Annotated in this window: 20 protein-coding genes and 1 tRNA gene; 4 read left to right on the top strand and 17 right to left on the bottom strand. The window is 39.9% G+C overall.

What is annotated here, in order from left to right; all coding sequences use genetic code 11:
- Window positions 1-10: 10 nt before the first annotated feature.
- The 8 genes from WJP93_RS11730 to WJP93_RS11695 all read right to left on the bottom strand — a co-directional run bounded on the left by WJP93_RS11730 (window position 11) and on the right by WJP93_RS11695 (window position 8,453).
- A complete protein-coding gene (locus WJP93_RS11730; RefSeq protein WP_066557317.1) occupies window positions 11-625 on the bottom strand; it encodes a class I SAM-dependent methyltransferase in 615 nt (204 codons plus the stop codon).
- Window positions 626-810: 185 nt separating this feature from the next.
- Window positions 811-1,743 (bottom strand): ATP-binding cassette domain-containing protein, encoded by a 933-nt coding sequence (locus WJP93_RS11725; RefSeq protein WP_337548478.1) that lies wholly within the window; start codon window positions 1,741-1,743, stop codon window positions 811-813.
- A complete protein-coding gene (locus WJP93_RS11720) occupies window positions 1,706-2,818 on the bottom strand; it encodes an ABC transporter ATP-binding protein (protein WP_066557324.1) in 1,113 nt (370 codons plus the stop codon). Before WJP93_RS11720 ends, WJP93_RS11725 begins: the two co-directional genes overlap by 38 nt.
- A 15-nt stretch (window positions 2,819-2,833) precedes the next feature.
- Window positions 2,834-3,820 (bottom strand): oligopeptide ABC transporter permease, encoded by a 987-nt coding sequence (gene opp3C / locus WJP93_RS11715; protein WP_227100771.1) that lies wholly within the window; start codon window positions 3,818-3,820, stop codon window positions 2,834-2,836.
- A gap of 2 nt (window positions 3,821-3,822) precedes the next feature.
- The gene (locus WJP93_RS11710; RefSeq protein ID WP_066557329.1) at window positions 3,823-4,758 is read right to left on the bottom strand and encodes an ABC transporter permease; all 936 of its coding nucleotides are present in this window, start codon (window positions 4,756-4,758) and stop codon (window positions 3,823-3,825) included.
- 147 nt (window positions 4,759-4,905) lie between these two features.
- Window positions 4,906-6,516 carry a peptide ABC transporter substrate-binding protein gene (locus WJP93_RS11705; protein WP_337548475.1) on the bottom strand — a complete coding sequence of 537 codons (1,611 nt, stop codon included), beginning with the start codon at window positions 6,514-6,516 and terminating at the stop codon, window positions 4,906-4,908.
- 14 nt (window positions 6,517-6,530) lie between these two features.
- Entirely contained in the window at window positions 6,531-7,346 is an 816-nt protein-coding gene (locus WJP93_RS11700) for a PfkB family carbohydrate kinase (protein WP_066557334.1), read from the bottom strand.
- A 129-nt stretch (window positions 7,347-7,475) separates the two neighbouring features.
- Window positions 7,476-8,453, bottom strand: a complete 978-nt coding sequence (locus WJP93_RS11695; protein ID WP_066557337.1) for an SIS domain-containing protein — start codon at window positions 8,451-8,453, stop codon at window positions 7,476-7,478.
- A gap of 287 nt (window positions 8,454-8,740) precedes the next feature.
- Here WJP93_RS11695 and WJP93_RS11690 point away from each other — a divergent pair, with 287 nt between their 5' ends.
- Together WJP93_RS11690 and WJP93_RS11685 are read left to right on the top strand one after the other, a co-directional pair.
- A complete protein-coding gene (locus tag WJP93_RS11690) occupies window positions 8,741-9,499 on the top strand; it encodes a GntR family transcriptional regulator (RefSeq protein WP_262538070.1) in 759 nt (252 codons plus the stop codon).
- 126 nt (window positions 9,500-9,625) lie between these two features.
- A complete protein-coding gene (locus tag WJP93_RS11685) occupies window positions 9,626-10,621 on the top strand; it encodes an SIS domain-containing protein (RefSeq protein ID WP_308732124.1) in 996 nt (331 codons plus the stop codon).
- Window positions 10,622-10,776: 155 nt separating this feature from the next.
- Here the strand turns inward: WJP93_RS11685 and WJP93_RS11680 are convergent.
- The 5 genes from WJP93_RS11680 to WJP93_RS11660 all read right to left on the bottom strand — a co-directional run bounded on the left by WJP93_RS11680 (window position 10,777) and on the right by WJP93_RS11660 (window position 17,006).
- Window positions 10,777-10,847: transfer RNA gene (locus tag WJP93_RS11680), tRNA-Cys, on the bottom strand.
- A 312-nt stretch (window positions 10,848-11,159) separates the two neighbouring features.
- Window positions 11,160-13,355 (bottom strand): alpha-galactosidase, encoded by a 2,196-nt coding sequence (locus WJP93_RS11675; RefSeq protein WP_337548472.1) that lies wholly within the window; start codon window positions 13,353-13,355, stop codon window positions 11,160-11,162.
- 115 nt (window positions 13,356-13,470) lie between these two features.
- On the bottom strand, window positions 13,471-14,346 hold the full coding sequence (locus WJP93_RS11670) for a carbohydrate ABC transporter permease (protein ID WP_337548471.1): 876 nt from the start codon (window positions 14,344-14,346) through the stop codon (window positions 13,471-13,473).
- A gap of 13 nt (window positions 14,347-14,359) precedes the next feature.
- Window positions 14,360-15,277, bottom strand: a complete 918-nt coding sequence (locus tag WJP93_RS11665; RefSeq protein WP_337548470.1) for an ABC transporter permease subunit — start codon at window positions 15,275-15,277, stop codon at window positions 14,360-14,362.
- Window positions 15,278-15,350: 73 nt separating this feature from the next.
- On the bottom strand, window positions 15,351-17,006 hold the full coding sequence (locus WJP93_RS11660; RefSeq protein ID WP_337548468.1) for an extracellular solute-binding protein: 1,656 nt from the start codon (window positions 17,004-17,006) through the stop codon (window positions 15,351-15,353).
- Window positions 17,007-17,258: 252 nt separating this feature from the next.
- Here WJP93_RS11660 and WJP93_RS11655 point away from each other — a divergent pair, with 252 nt between their 5' ends.
- Both WJP93_RS11655 and WJP93_RS11650 read left to right on the top strand, forming a co-directional pair.
- Entirely contained in the window at window positions 17,259-18,773 is a 1,515-nt protein-coding gene (locus tag WJP93_RS11655; RefSeq protein ID WP_337548467.1) for a helix-turn-helix domain-containing protein, read from the top strand.
- Entirely contained in the window at window positions 18,770-20,434 is a 1,665-nt protein-coding gene (locus tag WJP93_RS11650; protein ID WP_337548465.1) for a histidine kinase, read from the top strand. Before WJP93_RS11655 ends, WJP93_RS11650 begins: the two co-directional genes overlap by 4 nt.
- A 112-nt stretch (window positions 20,435-20,546) precedes the next feature.
- Here WJP93_RS11650 and WJP93_RS11645 read toward each other — a convergent pair whose 3' ends face one another.
- The 4 genes from WJP93_RS11645 to WJP93_RS11630 all read right to left on the bottom strand — a co-directional run bounded on the left by WJP93_RS11645 (window position 20,547) and on the right by WJP93_RS11630 (window position 24,524).
- Window positions 20,547-21,485 (bottom strand): glycosyltransferase family 2 protein, encoded by a 939-nt coding sequence (locus WJP93_RS11645; protein ID WP_227100781.1) that lies wholly within the window; start codon window positions 21,483-21,485, stop codon window positions 20,547-20,549.
- Between the two features lie 90 nt (window positions 21,486-21,575).
- Entirely contained in the window at window positions 21,576-23,309 is a 1,734-nt protein-coding gene (locus WJP93_RS11640; protein WP_337548463.1) for a hypothetical protein, read from the bottom strand.
- Window positions 23,306-23,974, bottom strand: coding sequence for a hypothetical protein (locus WJP93_RS11635; protein ID WP_337548461.1), 669 nt, complete (start codon window positions 23,972-23,974; stop codon window positions 23,306-23,308). The genes WJP93_RS11640 and WJP93_RS11635 overlap by 4 nt, the downstream gene beginning before the upstream one ends.
- The gene (locus WJP93_RS11630) at window positions 23,967-24,524 is read right to left on the bottom strand and encodes an RNA polymerase sigma factor (RefSeq protein ID WP_337548459.1); all 558 of its coding nucleotides are present in this window, start codon (window positions 24,522-24,524) and stop codon (window positions 23,967-23,969) included. The genes WJP93_RS11635 and WJP93_RS11630 overlap by 8 nt, the downstream gene beginning before the upstream one ends.
- Window positions 24,525-24,983 lie beyond the last annotated feature (459 nt).

Below are 24,983 nucleotides of genomic sequence, written 5' to 3'. Positions count from 1 at the left end.
AATACTCACATTATACCAATCCAAAACCATAAATGCAACTGCTGTCTTTTCCCTCTAATTTCTGGATAAATACAGGCATAGGCGGATTATTTGGGCGATTATAGTAGCAACTTGTTATAACAAGATATGTCTTTGAGTCTAGCTCCTTTAACATTTTTAAAATAGCTTTCTTTTCCTCTCTCTGGACATCGCTTCCATCATATAAACAAAGTGTCATGATGCCGCCCTTTCGTAAAATAGAAAGTCCTGCCTTAATCGCCGCAATACTTGTCTGTGCCTTTGTCTCAATCTTATGATCTGCACCTGGCAGATAACCAAAATTAAACATGATGCATGCAGCACTTCCCTCAGACATATAGTCAGCCATGTTTGAATGGGAGTCAAGCACCAGCTCTGCCATACACTCATGCTCAGCAAGAAGTGTTGCCGTCTTTTCAAGAGCCTGCGGCTGAATATCAAATGCCATAACCTCACCTCTAGCCCCTGTTAACTCACATAAAAACAGCGTATCATTTCCGCAGCCTGCAGTCGCATCAATACATATATCTCCAGCCTCCACATGCTCTCGCACAAAATGATGTATCAGCTCTGTGATCTGGAGATCTTCTTTTTTTAATTCTTTCATCTATCTACAACCTCGTTTTTTAGGGACAGGGACGCTATCTTTTGTCTGTCCCTGCTGGCTCTGCCTTTACCATCCTACCACTTAGCAGTACATACGTCAACGAACTAGTTTTTACTTTTCCTTAAGACTTAATTAAGATTAAAAAAACCGCCTGAAAGACTAGTTGTCCTCAGACGGTCTGCTGCTTATATTTTCTTTTCCATTAAAACCTGATGTGTTTCAGAAACATTTACCATAACGCAATCATCATATTTTAAGCCACTCTTTTCATATTGATATACCATCGGCTCTCTGTTTCTTTCAATCACCGGATCTGCAATTGGAATTGCAGACAAAAGTGATTTTGTATATGGATGAACCGGATGTTCAAAAATTTCTTCTGTCAATCCAGTTTCTACAAGATGACCCTTATGCATAACACCTACTCGATCTGAAATATAACGAACCATAGAAAGATCATGTGCAATAAACAGATATGCAACATTTGTTTCTTTTTGAATATCCTTCATCAAATTGACGACCTGTGCCTGAATTGAAACATCAAGTGCACTTATTGCCTCATCTGCGATTACTAACTTTGGATTCATGATTAATGCTCTTCCCAGTCCGATTCGCTGACGCTGTCCACCAGAAAACTGATTAGGATAACGGTTCATATAGGCTGGATTTAAACCTACCATCTCCATCATTTTGGACACGCGCTCTACGCGCTCATTTTGATCCATATGAGGATTATGCGCATCGAGACCCATCGCAATAGTATCCAAAATCTTTTTATGCGGATTTAAGGAAGCCATAGGATCCTGAAAGACCATCTGCATATCAGAACGAAGCATTTTTTCCTGTTTTGCCGTCAGCTTCTTGCTGATATCCTCACCATTAAAAAGAATCGTGCCTTCTGTCGGATCATACAGTCGAATAATAGAACGGCCTGTTGTTGACTTTCCACTTCCAGACTCACCTACTAATCCATAGGTTTCTCCCGGATAAATATCGAAGGATATATTATCCACAGCACGCACCGTAAATTTTTTGCTTACCGGAAAATATTGTTTTAAACCTTTCACACTAAGCAGTGGTTCATTCGTCTGTGCCATAAGCTCCCTCCGTTTCTGCATATCGCTTTTCCTCTCTGCGAAGCTGCTCAATTCTCTTTTTTAAAGTCTGCGGCATTTCTACCTTTGGTGCATCTGGATGAAGAAGCCACGTAGCAGCCTGATGATGCTCATTGATCTCAAACATTGGAGGTTCTTCCTCAAAATCAATATTAAGTGCATATGGATTTCGCACAGCAAATGCATCACCCTTTACTTCATTTGCCAAATTTGGCGGATTGCCCGGAATCGTATACAAACGCTCCTTTTTATCTCCTGTCAAATCTGGCATACTTGAAAGAAGTCCCCATGTATAAGGATGACGCGGATCGAAAAAGATATCCTCTGCCTTTCCTGTCTCTACTACTTTTCCAGCATACATAACATTCACATAATCGGCGATCTTTGCAACTACACCAAGGTTATGTGTGATAAAAATAACTGCAATTCCAAGTTTCTTCTGCAGATTCAAAATCAATTGCAAAATTCTTGCCTGAATCGTAACATCAAGTGCCGTTGTCGGCTCATCACAGATTAAAAGATCTGGATTACATGACAGTGCAATTGCAATGACAACACGCTGACGCATTCCGCCTGAAAGCTGATGAGGATAATTCTTCATTCGCTCTTTTGGTGACTCAATTCCTACCATTTCAAGCAGCTCTTCTGCACGCTTATCTGCATCTGCCTGTGATAAATGAAGGTGATAACGCATGCCCTCTGTCAGCTGCCTGCCAATTGTCATCGTCGGGTCAAGTGAAGTCATAGGATCCTGAAAAACCATTGCAATACGCTTTCCCTTGATTCTATGTTGCATTTCTTTTTTTGAAAGCTTCAGCAGATCAACAACCTGCTCCTTTCCATTTTCCTTAAAGCGAAACTTAATTGTTCCGCTTTCAATGACTGCATTTGGCGCTGTAATTCCCATAATTGTCTTTACAGAAACAGATTTTCCACTTCCAGATTCTCCTACAATGGCAACAGTTTCTCCAGGATATACATCCATATTCACACCACGCACTGCACGAATCTTGCCAAAGGAAGCCTGAAAGGAAACTGCCAGATCTCTCATACTTAATACCGGTTCTCTTTTTTCCATCTCGTTTACCTCCTGTTACATCTGTTTAAGCTGCGGATCAATGGCATCCCTGAGTCCATCTGCAAATAAATTAAAGCCAAGCATTAAAACACCCAAGACAATGACAGGCGCTGCTACCATATGAGGGTAAGTCATTGCTGATTTATATCCATCATTTATCAGAGAACCAAGAGAGGCCATCGGCGCCGGAACACCAAGACCGACAAATGCTAAAAATGCCTCCAAGAAAATCGCATTTGGTATGGAAAACATAAAAGTAATAATAATCTGACCAAGCGAATTTGGCAAAATCTCCTTAAACAAAATATCACGATTGCTAACGCCAAGCGTTCTTGCTGCAAGCACAAATTCCTGATCCTTTAATTTAAGCACCTGTGCGCGCACAATACGGCTCATGTTAATCCATCCTGTAAGCATAAGCGCAATTATAATACTTCCAAGACCCGGCTTCATAACAACAAGCATTAACGTTACCACAACCAGTGTCGGAAGACTGCTTAAGATCTCCGTGATACGCTGCATGACCATATCTACTTTTCCGCCAAAATAACCAGAAACAAGACCATAAATCACACCAATGCACACATCAATGATAACAGCCAGTGCTGCAATGAGAAGAGAAATTCTGGTACCTTCCCATACTCTTGTCCAGATATCTCTTCCTAAATTATCTGTTCCAAAAAAGAAATATTTATCAGTACAATTTTTTGCCTCATACATGTTCTGGCCATGGCTTACACCATCAAAAATTCCAAGCTTTTCCAGTCCCGGAATCCTTGGCGGCAGATTGCTATATTCAGAATGCACTTCTTTGTAAGAGTACGAACTGACAGCCGGTGCTGCAAGCGCAATCACAATTAGAAGAATGATAATAAAAAAGCTGATCCATGCACCCTTGTTTTTACGAAAGCGGTACAAAACCTCTTTTCCATAGGAACGACCAACAAGAACCTTCTCTTCTTCCTCCTTGTGGTCTCCTGTATTGAATTCAAATCGATTCATACTCATTCTCCTTTCGCCAGTCGTATTCTAGGATCAATCACACCATAGAGTATATCAACCAGAAGCATAGTGAAGATAAACATTAAACTGTAAATAAAGCTGATCGCAAGCACAACATTAAAGTCATTTGACTGGATCGCACTTACATAAAGACTTCCTAGTCCCGGAATACTAAATGCTTTCTCTACTACAAGACTTCCCGTCATTAAATTTACGATCAATGGAGCCAATACTGTAATAACGCTGATCATCGCATTTCGAATAGCATGATGAACTATCAGCTTTGCCTTCGGAAGTCCCTTTGAATCTGACAGAAGATAATAATCCGAATTTAAAATATCTACCATTTCTGATCTTGTATATCTCGCTACACTTGCAATAGTAAACATAGAAAGTGAAATGGTTGGAAGAATCGACGACTGAAATTCATTTTTTGTATTGTAGATAAACGGAAACAGCTTAAACTTAAATCCAAAGAAGTAGGAAAGTAAAAGCGCAAATACAAAAGATGGAAGGCTGACACCAAGAACTGAAATAATAGTGGTAACGGTATCGACCCATGTATTTTTACGAAGCGCAGCGATGATTCCAAGCAGTGCACCAATCACAGTTCCTACAAGTGCTGCCTGAAGACCAAGACGAATTGTGACTAAAATCTTTGGTCCAATCATTTCACTGATCTTCATGTTTACCTGAAGGCTGTAAGAAATACCAAAATCACCGTGAAGCATATTTTTCAGATACAAGAAAAATCTATTGATAATTGGCTGATCTAGTCCATATTTGTGATACAGATCCGCGATCTGCTCTGCGCTCATTTTTTCTTCATTATTAAACGGCGAACCCGGCATAAAATCAAGCATCAGAAACAAAAGCAGCAAGATCAGGAAGACTGTCAGCAATGCGATGCAGGTTCGCTTTAATACAAATTTTTTCATTCGGATTTTCCTCCTGTCAAAGACTTTTTGCTACCGTTTGCAAAGTCTGTAAACAGTAACTTTTTAAAAAGAGGATATGTCCAAAGCTGCTTCGCCCGGGCACATCCTCTTTGTGTGCAGATACGATTGCACTTTTTTTATTTTATATCAATCCTTCTCTACAAACTTGTAGTAGCATGGAACACCAGTATTATGCTCTGTAATTCCAGTTACGTTAGACTTTGTAAGTGTTGCAGAACCAGTCTGGAACAGCGGAATGCAGCCTGCATTCTCGGTGCAGATATCGTTGCACTTGATCAGGTTATCCCAGCGTGCAGTCTCATCTCCTGCCAGTGTAGTGTTTGCTTCGTTGTACAGCTTGTCAAACTCATCACTTGACCACAGAGAATAGTTTGACGGATGATCAGATTCAAACATTGCTAAGATTGCGGTCGGATCTGCATAATCTGGACCCCAAGCCCACAGCTCGATATCATAATCATGATCCTGTGCCAGCTGAATTCTGTTTTTCTTTGGTGTGCTGCTGATGTTCACAGTTAAACCGTCCAGTGTACTCTCAAGCTGCGACTGAATGAAGGCTGCTGTATTGGCTGCAAAATCCTTCTCCTCATCATAAATGATATTGATCTCTCTTAAGTCTGTTTCTTCCTGTGCCTTAGCCCACAGCTCCTTTGCCTTTTCAGTATCATACTGGAAGTACTGACCGCTTGCATCTACAAAATCTTCGCCGTCTGCATTGCTTACCAGGCCTTTCATAACCATGTTATAAGCTGGAGTAGAACCGTCATTTAACACATTTGTACACAGGCTCTCTCTGTCGATTGCATATGCAATTGCCTGACGCAAATCCTTATTGTCATAGCCATCCTTTGAGGTATTAACCATCAGATAATAATTGAAGGATCCTAACACATTTGAAAATTCCGGATCATCCTGATACATGCTGACCATATCACCTGTCAATGTCACATTATCAACATCTCCATTCTGGTAAGCCATAACAGCCTGCTGCGTATCACTAATAACAACAAGATCGATCTCATCTACATCTACATTTTCTGCATCCCAGTAATCAGGATTCTTCTTAAGTACAATAGTATTTCCACCAACGTCCCACTGATCAAGTGTATAAGCACCACAATATAAAACACTGTCCTTATCTACACCAAACTGGTCGCCCTCTTCAGTTAACTTGCTCTCTTTTACAGGTGCCCAAGGAGAGAAGGTCAAAAGATTTAAGAAAAATGGGACTGGATATTCCAGTTCGACCTGTAATGTATTGTCATCAACTGCAGTAACTCCGAGCTCATCAGCATCTGCCTCACCTGATGTAACTGCTTCATAGTTTTTAATAGCAGCCATCTCAATCTGATATGTAAATTTGCTGTAATCCCCCTGAGCAGTCGCATTTCTCTTCCAAGCATACTCAAAATCCTGTGCTGTTACTGGTGTACCATCACTCCACTTTGCATTGTCACGAATATGGAAAGTATATGTCTTCTGATCATCAGATACCTCATAGGAATCACACAGACCATTCTGAATCTGTCCATCTGCGTCTACCACGAACAATCCTTCCATTGTATTGGAGATTACTGCAACATTAGTTGAATCTCCGCCAATCAATGGATCCATTGACATTATAGAAGCACTAATCTGAATGGAAACAGCTTCTTCCTCATCTGCCATTGCCGGTACTGCAAAACCGGACATACTCATTACTGCCGCTGCTGTTACTGCCATTACTCGTCTGTTCATAGTCTTCCTCCTTCTCATGCTTTGTGCGGATGACCAAATCCACCCGCGTAGGTACATGCATACGCTGCGCGCTCTGCTGCATAGCTAAGCGCTTCCTTCATATCTTTATTGTCTGCATAGTGACGTAAAAATGCTGCGATAAAAGCATCGCCTGCGCCCATTGCATCTACTACATCTACCTTGCAAATTCCCTGTGTGTAAAACTCTGTTCCGTCATAAAATACAGAACCTTTTGATCCACGTGTGATGCCAATGATCTTTGTTCCATATCCTGCTGCCTTTTTAGCAAGCGCATGGATTTCTTCCTCAGACATATCGGAGCCAGAGAAAAATGCATAAGTGACAAATGGGCAAACTCGCTTCATATAATCGTCATCATGCTCATCTGAAAAGTCAAATGAAACCTTGCATACGCGGCTTAAGGTTTCAAGCTCATATTCCAAATTAGAATAGCAGCTCGTATGACAAATATCATACTCCTTGATCACTTCCAGATCCTCTCTTTGAAGTCTGATTGAAAACAAATGCTGGCAGGTATCGCGTATTCCTCCGACAAAGATTCGGTCGCCTTCCTCATTTATCTTTACACCCGGCTGGCAGGTCGGTGCAAATACCTTTCTTGAGCGCTCGCATGTTACACCTTCCTCTTCCATGCATGCTCTAATATAATCTGCTCTATCGTCATTTCCAAACACGCCAATATAATTTACCTTCTCGGCGCCGTCTCTTTTACAATCCACTGCAACATTAACTGCATTTCCTCCCGGATAATAAATGCCTTCATCAAGATAACAGTCTGTTACATTATCACCAACTGCAATCAGCTTCATTTATGCGTCCTCCTGTCTGTTAAAAATATTGCTGTTCACGAGACGCTCTTTTGCAAAACTGCGTGAACTATAATAAAAACAGTCTCCTGCTTTCCTGCTTCATGCAGTAAAAGCAGGAGACCTTACTTATTAATACTCCATCTGCCACATATATCTGCGGACTGAAAGAGCATGTCCTCTTTCATGTGCAAGAGAATCAATCATCTCACGTACAACTGTGCCAGCTAACAGCGGTGCTACATACTCCTGTACACCTGGCTCAATTCCAGTTAAATCAAACTCTGCTTCATCAATTACTGCCAGCTTCTGTGAAAACTTGCTGCAGAAATTGTAAGCTCTTTCATCCAATTCTCTAGTTGCTCCAATACCCTTAACAAGTACAAACGGTACATCAAAGTCTGTTACCTCAAATGGTCCATGGAAATACTCTCCTGAATGGATGCAATTAGAATGAATCCACTGCATTTCCATAAACAGGCAGATTGCAAGAGAATACATCTCGCCATAGTTTGCTCCGCTTCCCATTGTGTAAATTACAGTCTCACGCTTGTAATCCTTACCCCACTGTGAACCAAAATCTGCATACTTTGCCTTGATGCGCTCTGTTACCTCTGCAAGATTATTTAAGGACTCAGCGCCCTTTACCCACTTCTCAGACGGCTCAACTACATTCAGCATATCAAATGCCAGTGTGTACAGAATTACTTTGCTAAGATCATTTGGATCTGCCTCTGGACCATGCTCATAATGGATCGGATACTCACAAGCCTTCCACAGCGGAGAATCAACAAGGTTGGTCAGAGAAATGGAAACTGCTCCCTTCTCCTTTGCAAGCTCTGCTGCTCTGACAGTCTCTGGTGTATTTCCGGAATGGGAAATAGTTAATACAACGCAGGTATCGTCCAGCACCTTCGGTGTTGCCTTTACGAACTCGTTAGAAGTGTAAATAGCGGACGGAATGCTGGTCTCGCGGTCAAACATGTACTGAATTGGCATCATGGATGCCTGAGAGCCTCCGCATGCAACGAAATAAAATCTGCGGATTGTTTTTCTCTCTTTAACAGCTGCTACTGCAGCCTGGATCTGGGAAAGATGTTCTGCTTTCATGTGTAACCCTCCATATTTGTATTCTGGCTTCATATAACACGGTAGCCATTTGTATTATAACGTTATATAACGTTTTGTATTATATTATACCTATTTTACCCATTTGTCAAGTAGTTTTTTTCAATTAGCACATTAAAGTAATAAATTTTTTTATACCTTTTCAGAGCCATGATTTTAAGTGCACCAACCTTGACTTTTCTCTCTTTTTTTAATATACTCAATTTTGATACATGTAATATAACATCTTATAACGTCTTTATCTTAATAATAAATATCAGGGGGTTTTTATGTTAGACACAAATAGTCTTAAACCACTTTATATACAGCTTGAAGCTGAGATACGTCAGGCTTTGAGAGAAAAAAAATATCTTCCAGGGGATCGTCTTCCCAGTGAAGAAAAATTGTGTGAACAGTATCAGGTAAGCCGCATTACTGTCCGCAAGGCCATCCAACAGCTAACAGATCAGCATATCCTTGAAAAGCATCGTGGAAAAGGTACGTTTGTTTCCACCCCTTCAAGAAGCATTGATCTAAAGGAACAGTCTGGCTTTACAAATTATTTGTCTGCAATCGGACATAAATCACATCATCTTCTATTAAAAAAAGAGCTACAGCCTTCTGATGATTTTTTATGTGAAACGCTTTCTCTTCAGCCTAATGAACCAGTTTGTTACGTGCAGCGTCTAATTTTTGAGGATGATTCACCGCTTGCCTTAGATGAAATTTATATTTCTTCTTTAACTTATCCAGATTTTCTTGACCGCATAACAGGTGATATTTCTTTCTATGAACTGCTCACTAACTACTATAACGTATCTCGCGGTGAATCTGTATGTGAGATTGCTGTCCGCATTGCAAATGCTGAGCAGGCATCCATCCTTCATTGTCAGGCTGGCGATCCTCTTTTTCTTTTACAAAAAACGTGTTTTGCAGTTGACGGCACACCGATCCATTATTCACGCTCTCTTGTGCGCGGTGATCGAATCTCCTATACCATACGCACACAAAATTTAAACACACAGTTTATCTCTAATATAAATAATTGATATTTTATTTACAAGGCAGGAAAAAAGTTGCAGAAGACTGCAATTTTTTCTTGCCTTTTATTATTATATATTATAATATTACATTATATAATGTTTTTATCAAATAATTCTATATGGAGGAATTTTATGCTGAAATTTCAAGAAGAATCGTTACGTCAATCTGTAAACGGTGCACTCGCTCTGCGCCATCAAATCAATCCATTTCTGGATGCCATCTTTGAAAAAGGTATTACAAACATATGTTTTCTAGGAATTGGCGGTACATACGCATCTGCCATGCAGACAGTTTCTCATATGAAAGAATTTACTTCAATGGAAGTATTCGCCGAAAATGCAGCTGAATATATAACAACTGGCAATCGACGTATCATGGATGGTACACTTCTTATTTATTCATCTGTGACTGGCAGTACACCTGAAATAGTTAAAGCCGTTGAAAAAGCACATGCAGCACATGCCACTATTCTTGCTTTCCTTGACAATCCAAATCCTCATCTGCGCGAGTTATGTGAGCTATGCATCTCATATCCGCAAAATGAACAGCTAAAACTCTTTATGGCTGCTGACCGTATTCTCTTTCTTCGTCATGAATTTGACTGTTATGACGACTGCTATGAAAATTTTGACTGTTATCTCGCAGATGCTTTGATCTCTGTTGAGCAATCTTCGGATTCCTTTGCACAAGAATTTGCAAAAAAGCACTGTAACGATACTCTCCACTATTTTGTCGGTGCTGGAAACCAGTGGGGTTCCACCTATTCCTATGGCATGTGCTATTGGGAGGAGATGCACTGGATGGCAACTAAGACTGTATCTTCCGGTGAATTTTTCCATGGAACACTTGAAATCATTTCTCGAGACACTCCTGTCACACTCTTTATCAGCGAAGATGCCAGCCGTCCATTGTCTCTTCGAGTAGCTGCTTTCCTTCCGAAGATCTGTGCAAACTACACGATTATTGATGCAGCCGATTATCCGCTGATTGGAATTAAGCCGCAGTATCGCGGTTTTATTTCTCATCTTGTAACGCATGCCGTCACAAATAGAATTGATGTACATCTTGAAGCTATCAATTGCCATCCCATGGAGATTCGCCGCTACTATCGCTGCTTAGAATACTAACAAAAAATATGGCTGAACGTACCCCTAGATACGTCCAGCCATGTTTTTGGAATCATAAGCATCCGTTCATGTTGATCTGTCAAGTGTTTTCTGAAACACACGTTTTTTTATTTCACGCAAAAAAAGAGCTCTGAGAATCTCTCAGAGCTCTTGACAGGCGACAGCCGGATTTGAACCGGCGGTAAGGGTGTTGCAGACCCGCGCCTTACCACTTGGCTATATCGCCGTGACTTCTATAGTATAGAATACTTTTGCGATTTAGTCAAGTGTTTTTTTTCAAAAATATCATTTTTTTTATTTTTACAGTTCACAAAGCCAGGTTACGAAAACCCTAAACTGTAACTTTAAAGTTCACGGGGGAAGTTTTACGAAAGCTGTTCGACGATTGTTTTGTCGACCTCTCTTTTCCGCGGGTACCTGTTACACCACCTATTATCATGCTTTGTTTTGAAAGTCCCGCTACAACGTTCAGTCTCGTAAAAACAACTCGTCTCACCGCTTATCTATGTTACGACCCGTGAACAAAACAATAGCTCGTTTACTCCACCTTCATGAATGTGAATTTCATACTCTCGCCTGCACTCAAAAACTTCGGAAGTGTTATGCCTGCATGATTCCAGGTCTTTCCGCTGCGCTTTATTCCATTTAAACTGCAAACATACATTGAATTGTCTTCGAGTCCCTTGATTGCAACATGAACAGGAAGCGGATTGCCCCATGCATCTTTTTTTACTACCTCTACAAGTGTGCGTTCTTTATTCTTTGCGGCAAATTCCCATGCTGTAAAGCTTGTATTATCACGCTCTGTAAGACGGTAATAATCTCCCTCGTGCGTCAAGTCATAGTAGTCGTGGAACTCTTTGATCTGCTCTTTTACTTGTGCCTTTTCCTCATCTGAAAGAAGACGAAGATCAAGCTCATAACCAAAACTTCCGGCAAGTGCCACATCAGCTCTTGTAGAAAGCGGTACGCTTCGTCCTGTCTGGTGATTTGGGCATGCAGATACATGTGCACCAACTGAACTGATCGGATAGAAGAATGATGTTCCATACTGGATATCAAGACGGTTCATAGCATCTGTATTGTCACTGCACCAAATCTGTGGCGAATAGTACAGCATTCCGGCATCGAAACGTCCGCCACCGCCGCTGCAGCCCTCAAGCAGAATCTCAGGGAAACGCTGTACAAAACGCTCCAACAAATCATAAACGCCAAGTATATAGCGGTGATAGCATTCGCCTGACTGCTCACCTTTGTAAATATGGCTGTACATATCGCAGATACTGCGGTTCATATCCCACTTTACATACTCGATCTTAGTGTTTCCAAGAATTTCTTCAAAACGAGCCATCAGATAGTCGCGCACATCACTTCTTGTCATATCAAGCACAAGCTGATTGCGGGCATGATTTGGCACACGTCCTGGAATTGTGATTGCCCAGTCTGGATGAGCACGGTAAAGATCACTGTCCTCTGAGATCATCTCTGGCTCAAACCAAAGACCAAATTTCATACCCTTTTCATGGATCTTCTCTGAAAGCTTTGGCAGACCTCCGCGAATCTTTTTTTCATTGACAAACCAGTCACCAAGGCCACTGTTGTCATCATCACGCTTGCCAAACCAACCATCATCAAGCACCATCATCTCAATGCCAAGCTCTCCTGCCTGCGCCGCAATCTTTTCAATCTTCTCTTCATTGAAATCAAAATATGTTGCCTCCCAGTTATTAATCAAAACTGGACGGCGCTCATGCTTATAACGACCTCTGCACATATGCTCATGTAATATATCATGATACTGGTGTGACAATTTGCTAAATCCCTGATTAGAGAATGAAAGAATTACCTGTGGTGCAAAGAATGTCTCTCCCTCTGTTAAGCACCAACGAAACTGATACGGATTAATACCCATCTGAACACGAATCTGATCTCTTTGATCCTTCTGTGCCATTGCAGTAAAACTTCCGCTGTAAGCAAGACATAAACCGAAGCAGTCTCCTGCATCCTCTGTTGCATGACGGTCACAAAGAATCATTGCCGGATTATAGTGATGACTGGATGTTCCTCTAATACTTCCAAACTCTGTCTTAATATGCGTAACTGGTGTGCGCTCCATTGTGCGCTCCATCGCATGACGGCCTGTGAAGCTGATAAGGTCCAAATCGCGATCCATCATATCCATACTGCATGACAAAAACTTCTCAATATAGATCGGCTCCTTACCTGCATTAGTCAAACTTGCCGTTCTTGTAATTACATTTTCCTCTTCCCAAACACCATAATATAAATGAAGAATTGCTCCTGACGCCTTTTCCTTCATCTTAATGATCAGCGTTTCACTGTTCTTTTTATCTGTGTCATACAGTGCTGGCATACCCGGAATCGAATATGCACCGGATACGACCTCACAGCTCTCAAAACGAAAATCGGCTGCACAGCTGCCATCTGGATGTGCCAGACGAACAGAATCATCCCTAAAATCACCTACACCACTAGAAGCAATCTCCTGCGGCAGTGTATCAAGTGAATATGTGCGGTCAAGTCCTGCTTCCTCTGGATTTCCAGAAAAACCAACATCACTTCTAACAATAAGATCAGATAAATCCTCTGCACCAATACTGCTTCCATAATATAAATGAAGAAGCACTCCATTTTTATCAGCAAGCATCTGATAACTGGAATCATTTGTCTGAATGGTCATCAATCGACCATTTGGGCTAATTTGAATTGCCATAGTTCATCCTCTCTTTCATCACACAATGCCAGCGAGCAGAAAATTGCTTCACTTGCATGGCTTTTTACAGCCACAGAATCTTCCTGCACTCCGGCATTGTTGTAGTATTATTATTTTACTCTTTTACAGCGCCAATTACCATACCTGTTACAAAATATTTTTGCAAAAATGGGTAAATAATCAAAAGCGGAATTGTGGAAACCACAATCTTTGCTGCATTAAATGAACGATTATTTAATGCAGATAATTGCTTTAACTGATCTGCATCAGTAATCTGCGTCAAGTCGACAGTCAGCTGCTGAATATAAGTCTGCAGCGGATACATGGATGCCTTGCTCATGTAAATCAGTCCTGAGAAATAATCATTCCAGTGATTTACAATTGCAAACAGACCAACTGTTGCCAGTGCCGGAAGTGAAATCGGCAGATACACCTTTAATAAAACGGTGAGCGGACCGGCTCCATCAATTCTGGCTGCCTCATCAAGAGATTCTGGAACACCCTTAAAGAAATTGATTAACAAAATGACATTGAACACCGGAACAGCACCCGGAAGAACAAGAGACCAAATCGTGTTGTTCAGGTGCAGCTTGCTGACTACCATAAACAGCGGTATGACACCGCCATTAAACAGCATGGCAAAGATAACAATCTTCATGTAAATCTCTCTTGCACGAAAACGTTTCTTACTTTTAGAAAGCGGATATGCCATAGAGATTGTAAAAAACATATTGATTAAAGTACCAATTACTACTCTCTTTACTGAAATCCAGAAAGAATGCCAAAACTGCAAATCGCCAAGCAGTTTGTTGTATGTAGTAATTGTAAAGTCAACCGGCCACAAACCTACTTTATTTGCCGCAACTGCATCACTTCCACTTAAGGAGATCGCAACCATATTTAAAAGCGGCAGCAAGCAGCTAAGCGCAAATAAAAGAACCACGAGCCAGATTGCGATCTGAGAAATAATTTTTCCTGGTTTTGCTTTCATACGAACCTCCCTTTTAGAATATGCCTGAGCCAGTTGTTTTCTGTGCCAGCTTATTTGCACTAAGAATCAGCACAAAACTGATTACTGATTTTAACAAGCCAACTGCAGTACCAATGCTGTACTGACGCTCTACCATACCAATTCGATATACATATGTATCGATGATATCACCTGTTTCATATACAATTGGATTATACAGATTAAATACCTGATCGAAGCCTGCATTTAATATATTTCCAAGATTCAGCGCTGTCATTAACACAACAGTTGGCAGAAGTGCCGGAACTGTGATATTAAGAATCTGCTTAAAGCGATTAGCACCATCAATCGATGCAGCCTCAAAAAGTCCCGGATCAATTCCTGTTAAGGCTGCCAGATATACAACAGAATTGTAACCAAATTCCTTCCAGACATCTGTTCCTACGATCACAGTACGAAACCACTTATTATCAGCAAGGAAATAAATAGGATTGCCGCCAAATGCACTGATTACTGCATTGATTGGTCCATCTAATGAAAACATATTCGTGACAACGGTTGCCAAAACAACCCATGACAAAAAATGAGGCAGATATACAACAGTCTGGAAAATCTTCTTGCAAACATTAACGCGAATCTCATTTAATAAAATTGCAAATGTAACTGGAACAAAAATATTTACAACCAGTTTTGAAAATGCAATTATGAGCGTATTCATAAAAACCTGTTTGCTATCTGGAAGACTAAAGATGAACTCGAAATTGCTCAGACCTACCCACTTGGACTTTAAAAGACCCTTTGCCGGAACATAATTTTCAAATGCCATCAGCGAACCAACTAGCGGTGCAAACACAAATATGATCAAAATAATCAAGCCTGGAAGGATCATAAGATTAAGCGTAAGCTCTTCTCTTCCCAGCCGTTTCTTTTTCTTAGTTGCTGCCTGACTCATGAGGTTCCTCCTTTTTTTTAAGAAAGCCGGAGCCAAACATCATTTTGACTCCGGCCGATAACTACTTTTTAACTTATTTCTGGATTGCTTCGTTTACTTCCTCTGTGATCAATTCACCGCCAGCTTTGTTCCAATCTGATACAAACTTATCAAATGCATCGATGCTCTCCTCACCAACAATGATTTTCAAAACTGTCTGCATCTCAATCTTCTCTAATGATGCCCAGCGGATTGCCATAGATTCGGTAGTTTCATAAAATGCCGGTGTTACAAAGTCTGCCGGATTTTCGATCATACGGGACATGGATACGATTCTGGACATATACTGAGAATAATCTGCTGAATCTGCCTTCTTGCCTTCTTTTTCAGCTGCCAGATAGTTCTGTGCAGACTGATAGTAGCTTAATTCATCTGATGTTAAAGTATCTACCTTTGACTCATCATCCATTGCAGCAAGTACATGCTCTGTCATCAGCTGTGCATTATTGCCCGGCTGAACCTCACAGTAAAGCGGCCAGTTAAAGTATGCAAGCGGCTGATTCTCACGAATTTCTAAAGATGCATCGCTTGTATCCTGCTTGGAGTACTCTGCATTTACATTAACAATCTTCATTGCGATTTCCGGATGCTCATAGCCCTTTCTAACTGCAACAAAGCCTGCATAAGACTGTGTATTGATTGCCTGAATCTTTCCATCCTCTCCTACTGGTGCTGATACATTGATCCACTCAGCATCATCAGTTGCGTAGCTTGATGTAAGTGCTGTATTAAATGGTGCCCACCACGGTCCGATAAACGCACCGCACTTTCCGCTAGAGATCAGTGCTACAATGTCATCGTTTGTTCTTGTTGTGAACTGCTGATCAATTAAACCTTCTGTATACCAACTATTTAACAGTGTCAGCGCATCCTTCATTTCTTCCTGAACTGAACCATATACGGCAGTTCCATCCTCAGCAGTAATCCAGATGCTCGGATATGCACCAAATGCAGTGAAAATATTGTCAATTCCAAATGTATTATTAGGATAGCCGCCATATACGTCAGAACGCATTGCAAGACCAATGGTATCAGCCTCTCCATCTCCATCTGGATCATCATTGATAAACGCACGAAGCATATCAGCAACTTCATCCATTGTGGAAGGCTCTTCAAGGCCAAGCTTATCAAGCCAATCCTTTCTCACCCACAGAAAATCCTGTCCATCACTCAACTGTGTCTTTGGAATTGCCATGATCTTTCCATCAAATGTCACGGTATTTAACGGATTATTGTCGCCATAGCTCTCATAAGATTCCTTTACAGTATCACAAGCTGAGTTATTATATACATCGGTCAGATCCTCTATCATGTCGTTTTCAACAAGCTCTACCAGTGTTGAATAATCTGGAACATGAATGATATCCGGCAGACTCTGGCTTGCAATTGCAAGAGCCAGCTTCTGATTATAATCATCGCCCATCGTTGCTTCAAAATCATTTTCATTCTGAATATTTAACAGTTCCTTCAAGTAGCGGGTGTATGCATTATTCTCTGGTGTATCATTTTCATATGGTGTTCCTGCAAGCACATCAGCACCCTGATTTGTAAGTGAATATCCTGTGGTGTAAGTAACCAATTCATCATACTTTCCATATGGATCATTTGCTGCCTCATCGGCAAAAGCAAATCCACAAACAGATGTGGTGGTCAGTGCAGCTGTCAGCATCATTGCAAAACTCTTTTTCATTATAAATAACTCCTCCATTTTTTCTATCATTTCTTAAGCATTGCGCATTGCTTTGTTGTAAAAAATATATCAAAAAAACAGACAACGGTATATATAAAAAATACGGAAAACATATCAGAAAAACGGACAGTCATGTTTTTATTGTGAATAATTCAGATATATTTGACAAATCTGATGACATTCTATTATACTATAGGCACAAATCACGGTAAATGCATTAAAAACAGAATACATAAAAGGGGGAACAATATTATGTACCGTATGCTGATTGTCGATGATGAGAAAAATGAGCGCGACTGCATTCTGTATCTTCTTAAAAACTGCGGCTTTGAGTTAGAGATTAAAGAAGCTGATGATGGCGTAGAGGCACTGCAGATTCTAAAGATCTGGCCAGCCCATATTTTATTTACCGATGTTCAAATGCCGCGCATGGACGGACTTGAACTGATACGTGAGGCTCTTAATCTATATCCTGATATTCGTCCAATTATTTTCAGCGGCTATGCAGATTTTGCCTATGCTAAAACTGCCATATCACTTGGTGTGGAAAATTATATTTTAAAGCCTGTTGTGCCAGAAGAGTTTACTAAGACGCTTTCCTCATTGATTGGTCAGCTCGATGAGGATCAGGCAAACATGCACATGCAGGAAAACCAAAAGCTGTTTCTTCTTCAATATTCTTTACAGCTTGCGATCTTTGGAAATTTTGATAAAACAAAAGCAGAGCCTTTTATATTGGAACAATTTTCTGCTTTTCGCTATATGGTGATGTTTACTTTTAAAAATGATTTTTTAATGCATCAATCTGATGCCTTTTTCGATGATCTGCGAAGTTTTCTTACACCTGAAGCAGTATCAGTCAATATTTCGCCTGAGCAAGCTGTTTTATTTGTTCGCAATCCGATTCTTGATGCCAGACATTTCTGCACACGTATTCTTAATCACATTAAGAGTACTTTTCTTGTTGACTGCTGCATTGCAGTTACAAAGCCATTACCTGAATATGATTCCTTCAATCAGGCATTTTCTGCTCTTGAGCAGCAAATGGAACAGCGTTTTTTTCTGCCAGATACCCTTATTTTTCTTCCAGACACTACACAAACACAGCGTTTGGAAAATTCAGAGGATGATTCTGAGTTGCTTCCTCTGATAAAAAATGCCATTGCCGCTCGAAGCCGTACACTTTTGGAAGAATATCTTAGTCATCTGTTCGACAAATATAAGCTTGCTGTCAACCAGTCTCAAATTTACGTCAAATTTCTTTTTTCTAATGTGCTGACCATCCTTTATCCAGCCATTCCAGATGATGCACTTTGTAATTTTTCACCGCTTGAGGCCATGATTGCCAATCTATATCTTCAGCCTGATATTTCTGAGATTATTCGTATCGTAAAAGAAGTATCTAAACCTGTTTTGGATTCATTTTCTGCCGGAACGGATACAATGCGAAAAGAAGTAGCTTGCGCTATCTCGTACATTGCCAATCATTACAGCGAAGATCTTTCTGCAGAAGTGCTTGCCTCTGCTGTCTACCTGACACCAGATTATTTAAGCCGGCTCTTTAAAAAGGCCACTGGAAAAAGCATCTCTCAGTATATTCGTCAGTACCGCATGGAAAAAGCAAAGGATGCCTTGCTTCACACCAGAAAAAAGGTGATTGACATTGGCATTGAGTCTGGATACCCTAATTATTCATATTTTTGTCAGAGCTTTCGCGAATACTTTGGAAGCTCACCTGAAAAATACAGACAGGAGCATACTCTATGATTCAGAAAATTAAACAGTGCTTTAACAATATCAAATACCGCAGCAAGCTCATACTTCTTTGCATTCTTGTAAGCTTTCTTCCTCTGTCTGTCATGGGATTTTTCTGCTATAATCAAACCATTAATTTACTTCGTACACGCGAGTTGGACTCACTAGAATCTTCTATATTATCTGTGTCAAACTCACTTGACTCAAAGGTGAATACTTACCAAAATCTGCTTGCATATTTAGCAAACTCCAATGTGCTTGCAGAATTTTCTTCTTACAATGAGGCAAACGCATATGACCAGTATGAATATTTAAATTATACAATGGATGTTTTCCTAAATACCACATACCTGCAGCACCCAGAAATTTCTCAGATCACAATCTACAATGCAGATGGAGATATGACACACGGCAAACAGCTTCGTCCAATCAGCGATTTGGAAAATGAATCCTGGTATTTTCCTGAAGCAATTTCATATCAGCCTGCCTGGTATAAAAAGAAAGATGGAACACTTTGCGTTATCCAATACTTATGTGATCCTTATATTACATATATACGCTCCTATTCAAAAAACTGCATTGCTATCCAATTAGATCCAAATCTTTTATTTGGCGAACTTGATCAGACTGCTGATGACTTCCATATCCAGGTTGATTCACCAAGACAGACACTTTTTTCCTATAAGTCTGCATCCCTCTTGGAAAATTCTGCAGAGCTTCGCAGCTGGGTTACAAGAACAAGTCCTGTAAATGCCTGCGGTTGGACTGTAACACTTGAACGTCCTGAAAAAATTGTTTTTGCCTCCGTGCGTAAGATGGGACGTGTCATTATGGCTATTTTATTTATCTGTGCTGTCATTATATTCTCGATCACTCAGCTATTTACCAACTTTTTTGAGCAGAAAATCAGTGCTCTCCACTATTATCTGCAGCGCATTAAGGAAGGTCATCTTGATTATCATATTCATGATGACAGTACAGATGAACTCGGTGATCTGACCAATAATCTTCAGGCTATGATCGACGAAATTAACCGCCTAATTCGCGAAGATTATCAAACAAAGATCGAGCTAAAGGAAACACAATTTAAGGCGCTTCAGGCACAGATTAATCCTCATTTTCTGTACAACTGCTTATCTCTTATTAACAACAAGGCGCTTATGAACAACCAGCCTGAGATCAGCCAGATGTCTCAGCTTCTCTCTGTCTTTTATCGCACGACATTAAATAAAGGAAAGAGCGAAACTCTTCTGCAAAATGAGATAAAAAATGTAACCTCATATATTGATATTCAGCGTCTGCTTCACGACAACATCTTTGACGTGATGTACCAGATTGACCCGAATCTTCCTGAAATCGAAGTTCCCAATCTGCTGTTGCAGCCGCTTGTCGAAAACTCAATTATCCACGGTATCCTTCCAAACAAGACAAAACGTGGTCAACTATTTGTCACTGTCACAAACGTAATGGGTCAGATTTATTTTACGATCATGGATAATGGTGTTGGCATTCCGCAGGAAAAGCTTTCTACCCTTTTGACGACTGACTCCTCCGGTTATGGATTAAAAAATGTTCACGATCGGCTAATTCTTGCATATGGCGAAGGCTCTGGACTGACTATTAACAGCATACCGGGACAAAGCACTATGATCACATTTAAGGTTCCGGTATAATAAGGGGGCTAGAAGCCAGTGGGACAGGTACACTGGCTTTTTTACCGTCCCGCTGGCTTACAAATTAATATATTATGGCAATGGGATTATATACTGCGATCCCAATTATAAATTACATAATAGTGCGTTTCTCCTGTTCCATAACCCGATATAGCTCAAGTTCAAAATCCTGACGATTTTTTTTCAAGATTGTTTGTAATGTGAGACCGACACAAAAAAGCTGCAAAGCGGCAATTAGCAAATAGCCACTTACGATAAGGGTTGGAAAACGCGGAACAAGTCCTGTTAAAAAGTATGTCTTTAACACGGGAACCATTAAAATGCATCCAATGATTGAAAGGAAGCAGCTAATTGCCCCGAAGAAGGCAAGAGGACGATACACATGGTACAAATTTAGAATCGTTTTTAAAATACGAAAACCGTCGAAGTAAGTATTTAATTTTGACTCACTGCCAGTAGGGCGATCTTTATAATCAATTGCCAGATTTTCGATTTGCAGGTGTTTGTCAATCGCGTGAATGCTCATCTCTGTTTCAATTTCAAATTTTTGAGACAGCACAGGGAAGGTCTTGACAAAACGATAGCTGAAAGCGCGATATCCAGTCATGATATCCTTTATATTACTATGAAAAAGTCGGTTAATTGTACTTCGCACAAAAATATTTCCTGCATTGTGGAAAAGCCGCTTATTTTCCTGAAAATAGGTAGAGGACAGGCGATCTCCAATTACCATATCTATGTGCTGACTTAATACCATATCAGCCATTTGTAAACCTGCCTGTGCTGGGTATGTATCATCACCATCCGTTAAAATATAGCAATGTGCGTCAATTTCTTGAAACATGCGTCGGACAACATTTCCTTTTCCTTGCTGAGGCTCATGGCGGACAATTGCTCCTGCCTGTGCTGCAAGCAAAGCGGTATTGTCACTGGAATTATTATCGTATACATAGATTTTGGCATCAGGAAGAGCCATCTTAAAATCAGTTACTACTTTTTGTATGGTCATGCTTTCGTTGTAGCATGGAATTAGTACAGCAATTTTATCCATTTAAATCGTATGCCTTTCTGTTTTATTTTGTTTTTTAGGACAATTATTTTGCGATTTTCTGCTTTGCCTCTTGAATATTTATGTATTCTTCTATTCCATTTTTGTTAAATTAATATTCTTAAAAGCAATCAGTGTTTGCACGACAGCGATAATTGCAAGAACAGAGAATACCTGAGCCAATGGATATGCACCACAAAGATACATATAAGCAATCGAAGAACAAGAGCGAAGCTCATTGTAGGCAACTCCAGCATATAAACATAGAAGTCCACCTGCAATGCCAGATAACATAAGAAGAATGGATGCATTTTGCTTTTGTTTTTTGATAAAAAACAAAAGCAATAAAATCAGAGAACAAATTTTTCCAATCGAAGCGAGTGGCATTGAAATAATTCGGAAAATTCCAGCCAGCGAGTTAAAAAAAATGTAGGAAAAATTTGAATCAATATATGCCAATGAATCAGAATATATATACGAATCAATACTTGAGACTGCTCTCACTGCATGCCTTCCGGTAATCCACTCAAAACGGGCAATTCCGTCACTGCCGTCATCAACTGCGATGCGATCTAGCAGGAAAAGTTCATTTTCAGAGGAAACATAAGCATCTGCTTGGGCAATAGTACTTAATAAGCTGCTAAGCATTCCAGGCTGCCATGGCGGCATCAAAGCAGATGGCATAGTGGCTTTTTGTCTTAACTTTCCATTTTTAAAAGCTATTTCAATTTCATTATAAATCGCTTGATAAAATCTATCTGCTGTTCGCCCATCTTTATAATATCCTTCAAGTTGAACTGCATCACGCAATGCCCAGAAAAACCAGCCATTTTCTACATTCCCGCATTTCTTATTTTCTTCGATGCGTCCTGATTGAGCCGCATATAAATCCATCACCGCATCCAGAGAATCTTGTATTGAAGCAAGTGTCGGACTGATTTCATACACTTTTTCGATTTTTTCTCTGCCGATAGACGTGTAAGGTGTAGGTTCTTCCATATCAATAGCATATAATGCTTTCATTACTTTAGGAAAAGCACCGTGGGTTAATTCGTTGTCAGTCCAACTGTTGTACACAACTCCATTTATCAGCGTAATCGGAAGACGACACGCAGGTAATGCGAGAAATGGAAGAAGTAAAATGATGATGTATTGAACTCTTTTTTTGCATGTGACATTATGAAAAAATCCATGAATAATTGCTTTCAAAAAGATGACAACAGCCGATACTATAAGAAATGGAACAACCCATATGGTATCTTCTCTGCTGAACCAAAGGCTTATAAATCCACAGGTTGTCACAATAGCCCATTTCATTGAAAATTTTTTACCATATTGATATCGCAAATAAAAGCCTAATTGTCCACCGAAAACAAGAAGAACCTGAGCAGGTGTGATGCTGTTTCGGTAAACTCGCTGAATAACTTCAGAGGATGCCATAATCGGATTAAAAAGCATTAGCAGGTAAAAAGGATAAATCGTCCATTGAAAACAAATCACTGGTCGAATGGCTCTCAAAAATAGGTAGCACGAAAGTGCATAGAAAATCTGTACACATGAAATAAAATCAATGTGAAAAAACTTTCCTACCGCCAGAAAAAATGGGAAAAAGCAACCCTTAGCTAATGTATAATGGTTGTAACCACCAAGCCAGTTTAGACGTAACAGCTTTTCAGCGATATGAACCATTAGTTGATCATCGGCAAATGCAGTTGTAATAGCATAAATAGTGACATCTTTCATTAAAATTATTTTGATAATAAGAAAAAAGATTGCAAATAGCAAAAATTGCTTATCTTTTGAGTGTGATATTTTGATTCGAATCATTGTATGAGTTCCTCCACAAGTCTGCGAATCGTATCGAAATCATCTGAATTCAATAATCGGTATAACTTTGGCGCTTCAGTTTGTGCACCGTTTGAATAATAAAAGTACTGTGATGTAAAGGCACAAATGATACCATTATCAAATTCAATCAAATACGATCCAGTTAAGCTTTCGTAGTTTGCAAGATCCTCGTCAGATGCTTCTTGAAGCGAAAGTGCTTCAATTGCAGAACAAAGCCGATCTTTCATAGCAGAATCGCTTATTGAAAATGTATTGCCTGCATACCCATAGGTGATGGATGTAAAATCGCGATTTATATAAATTTGATGCGCTGTGGTTTCTGAATGCATCTCAGTAGTAATTTCTGACTCTGGCTCAAACTTTGTTTCCAGCAAGGACTCCGATTCTGATTGTGTTTCCACCAATGTAGGGCGTAAAGGATGATTGTCCAGATGATTGTTCATATTTTTATGTACTATAGACCAAATAAGAGAAATGGACAGAATAAAGGCAGCAGCGGCAATACATACGGCAGTACAGAGATATTTTTTTCTGCGTTCTTTTTGAAAAAAATGTTTCATTTTCACTGTTTCATAATCACTCATAGCTTCTGTAATCCAGCGATCATCAACATAGGATAACGCGCGCATGATCAATTCATTCATAGTAGACTCCTTCCTTTTTAAGATATTTTTTCAATGATTCCCGCGTCCGGTAAAGTTGTGTTTTGATATTGCTTTCTGGTATGCCGTATTGATTAGAAAGCTCTCGAATCGACAATCCTAACCAGTAGCGTTTCATGAAAAGAATTCGCCTGGGAGCAGAAAGTGATTCTAAAAATACAGATAACGCTTGTCCAAGCTCCCATTCTTCGGTTCCACTTTTAAGTTTTGTATCAGGAATAGTTTCGCTCATTTCTGAGGTTAATTCAACAATACAGCTGTGTCGCTTTTTAGCTTTTTGCCATTCAATACGATCAAAGGCATCACACCTACAGATACGCATTAAATAGGCAAGAAAATTAGTGGGGCGAGTGGGCGGAACGGTGTTCCAAGTCTCAAAATAAGTATCATTTTTGCATTCTTCAGCATCCTCATGACAATTTAAAATTCTCATGGCAAGCTTTGATAAATGATTTCCATATTTATTATCTGTTTCAAAAATGGCGGATTCTTTTCGATCAAAAAACAGATCAATAATATCCTCGTCATTCATAATAAAAAATCCTTTCTAAACTAAATTGATTTATTTACTTATTAATTGTGCCTCTATTATATATGTCGGGAAAATGATATGAAAGGTTTCAAAAAAAATAAAAACTAGTAAAGCCAGCGGGACAGGTGCACTGGCTTTTTTCCCGTCCCGCTGGCTTACAAATTAATATATTATGGCAATGGGATTAATATACTGCGATCCCATTATAATAAATTTCATATTGCAAAACGTCCGTTCTGATATTACAAATATTTTTGAAAGTAAAAATTTTAACGTGCAAAAGATAAGGTAGCTTGGCTTCAAACTCGTTTAAATTTAAGTGATTTGATTTCAAGTGAATAACGTACACCCGATAAAATCCAAAATATTGTAAGGCTCATCATAATCTTGAACAACCCCGCCCAACGTGTCGGACGAGGATTCCATTGCAGCCGTCAGGATTTCTCACCTCGGGCTGTT

Source organism: Anthropogastromicrobium sp., assembly GCF_037349415.1.
Lineage (GTDB): Bacteria > Bacillota > Clostridia > Lachnospirales > Lachnospiraceae > Anthropogastromicrobium > Anthropogastromicrobium aceti.
Note: the sequence above shows the minus strand (reverse complement) of the source record. Positions and strands in the feature narration are given on the sequence as shown.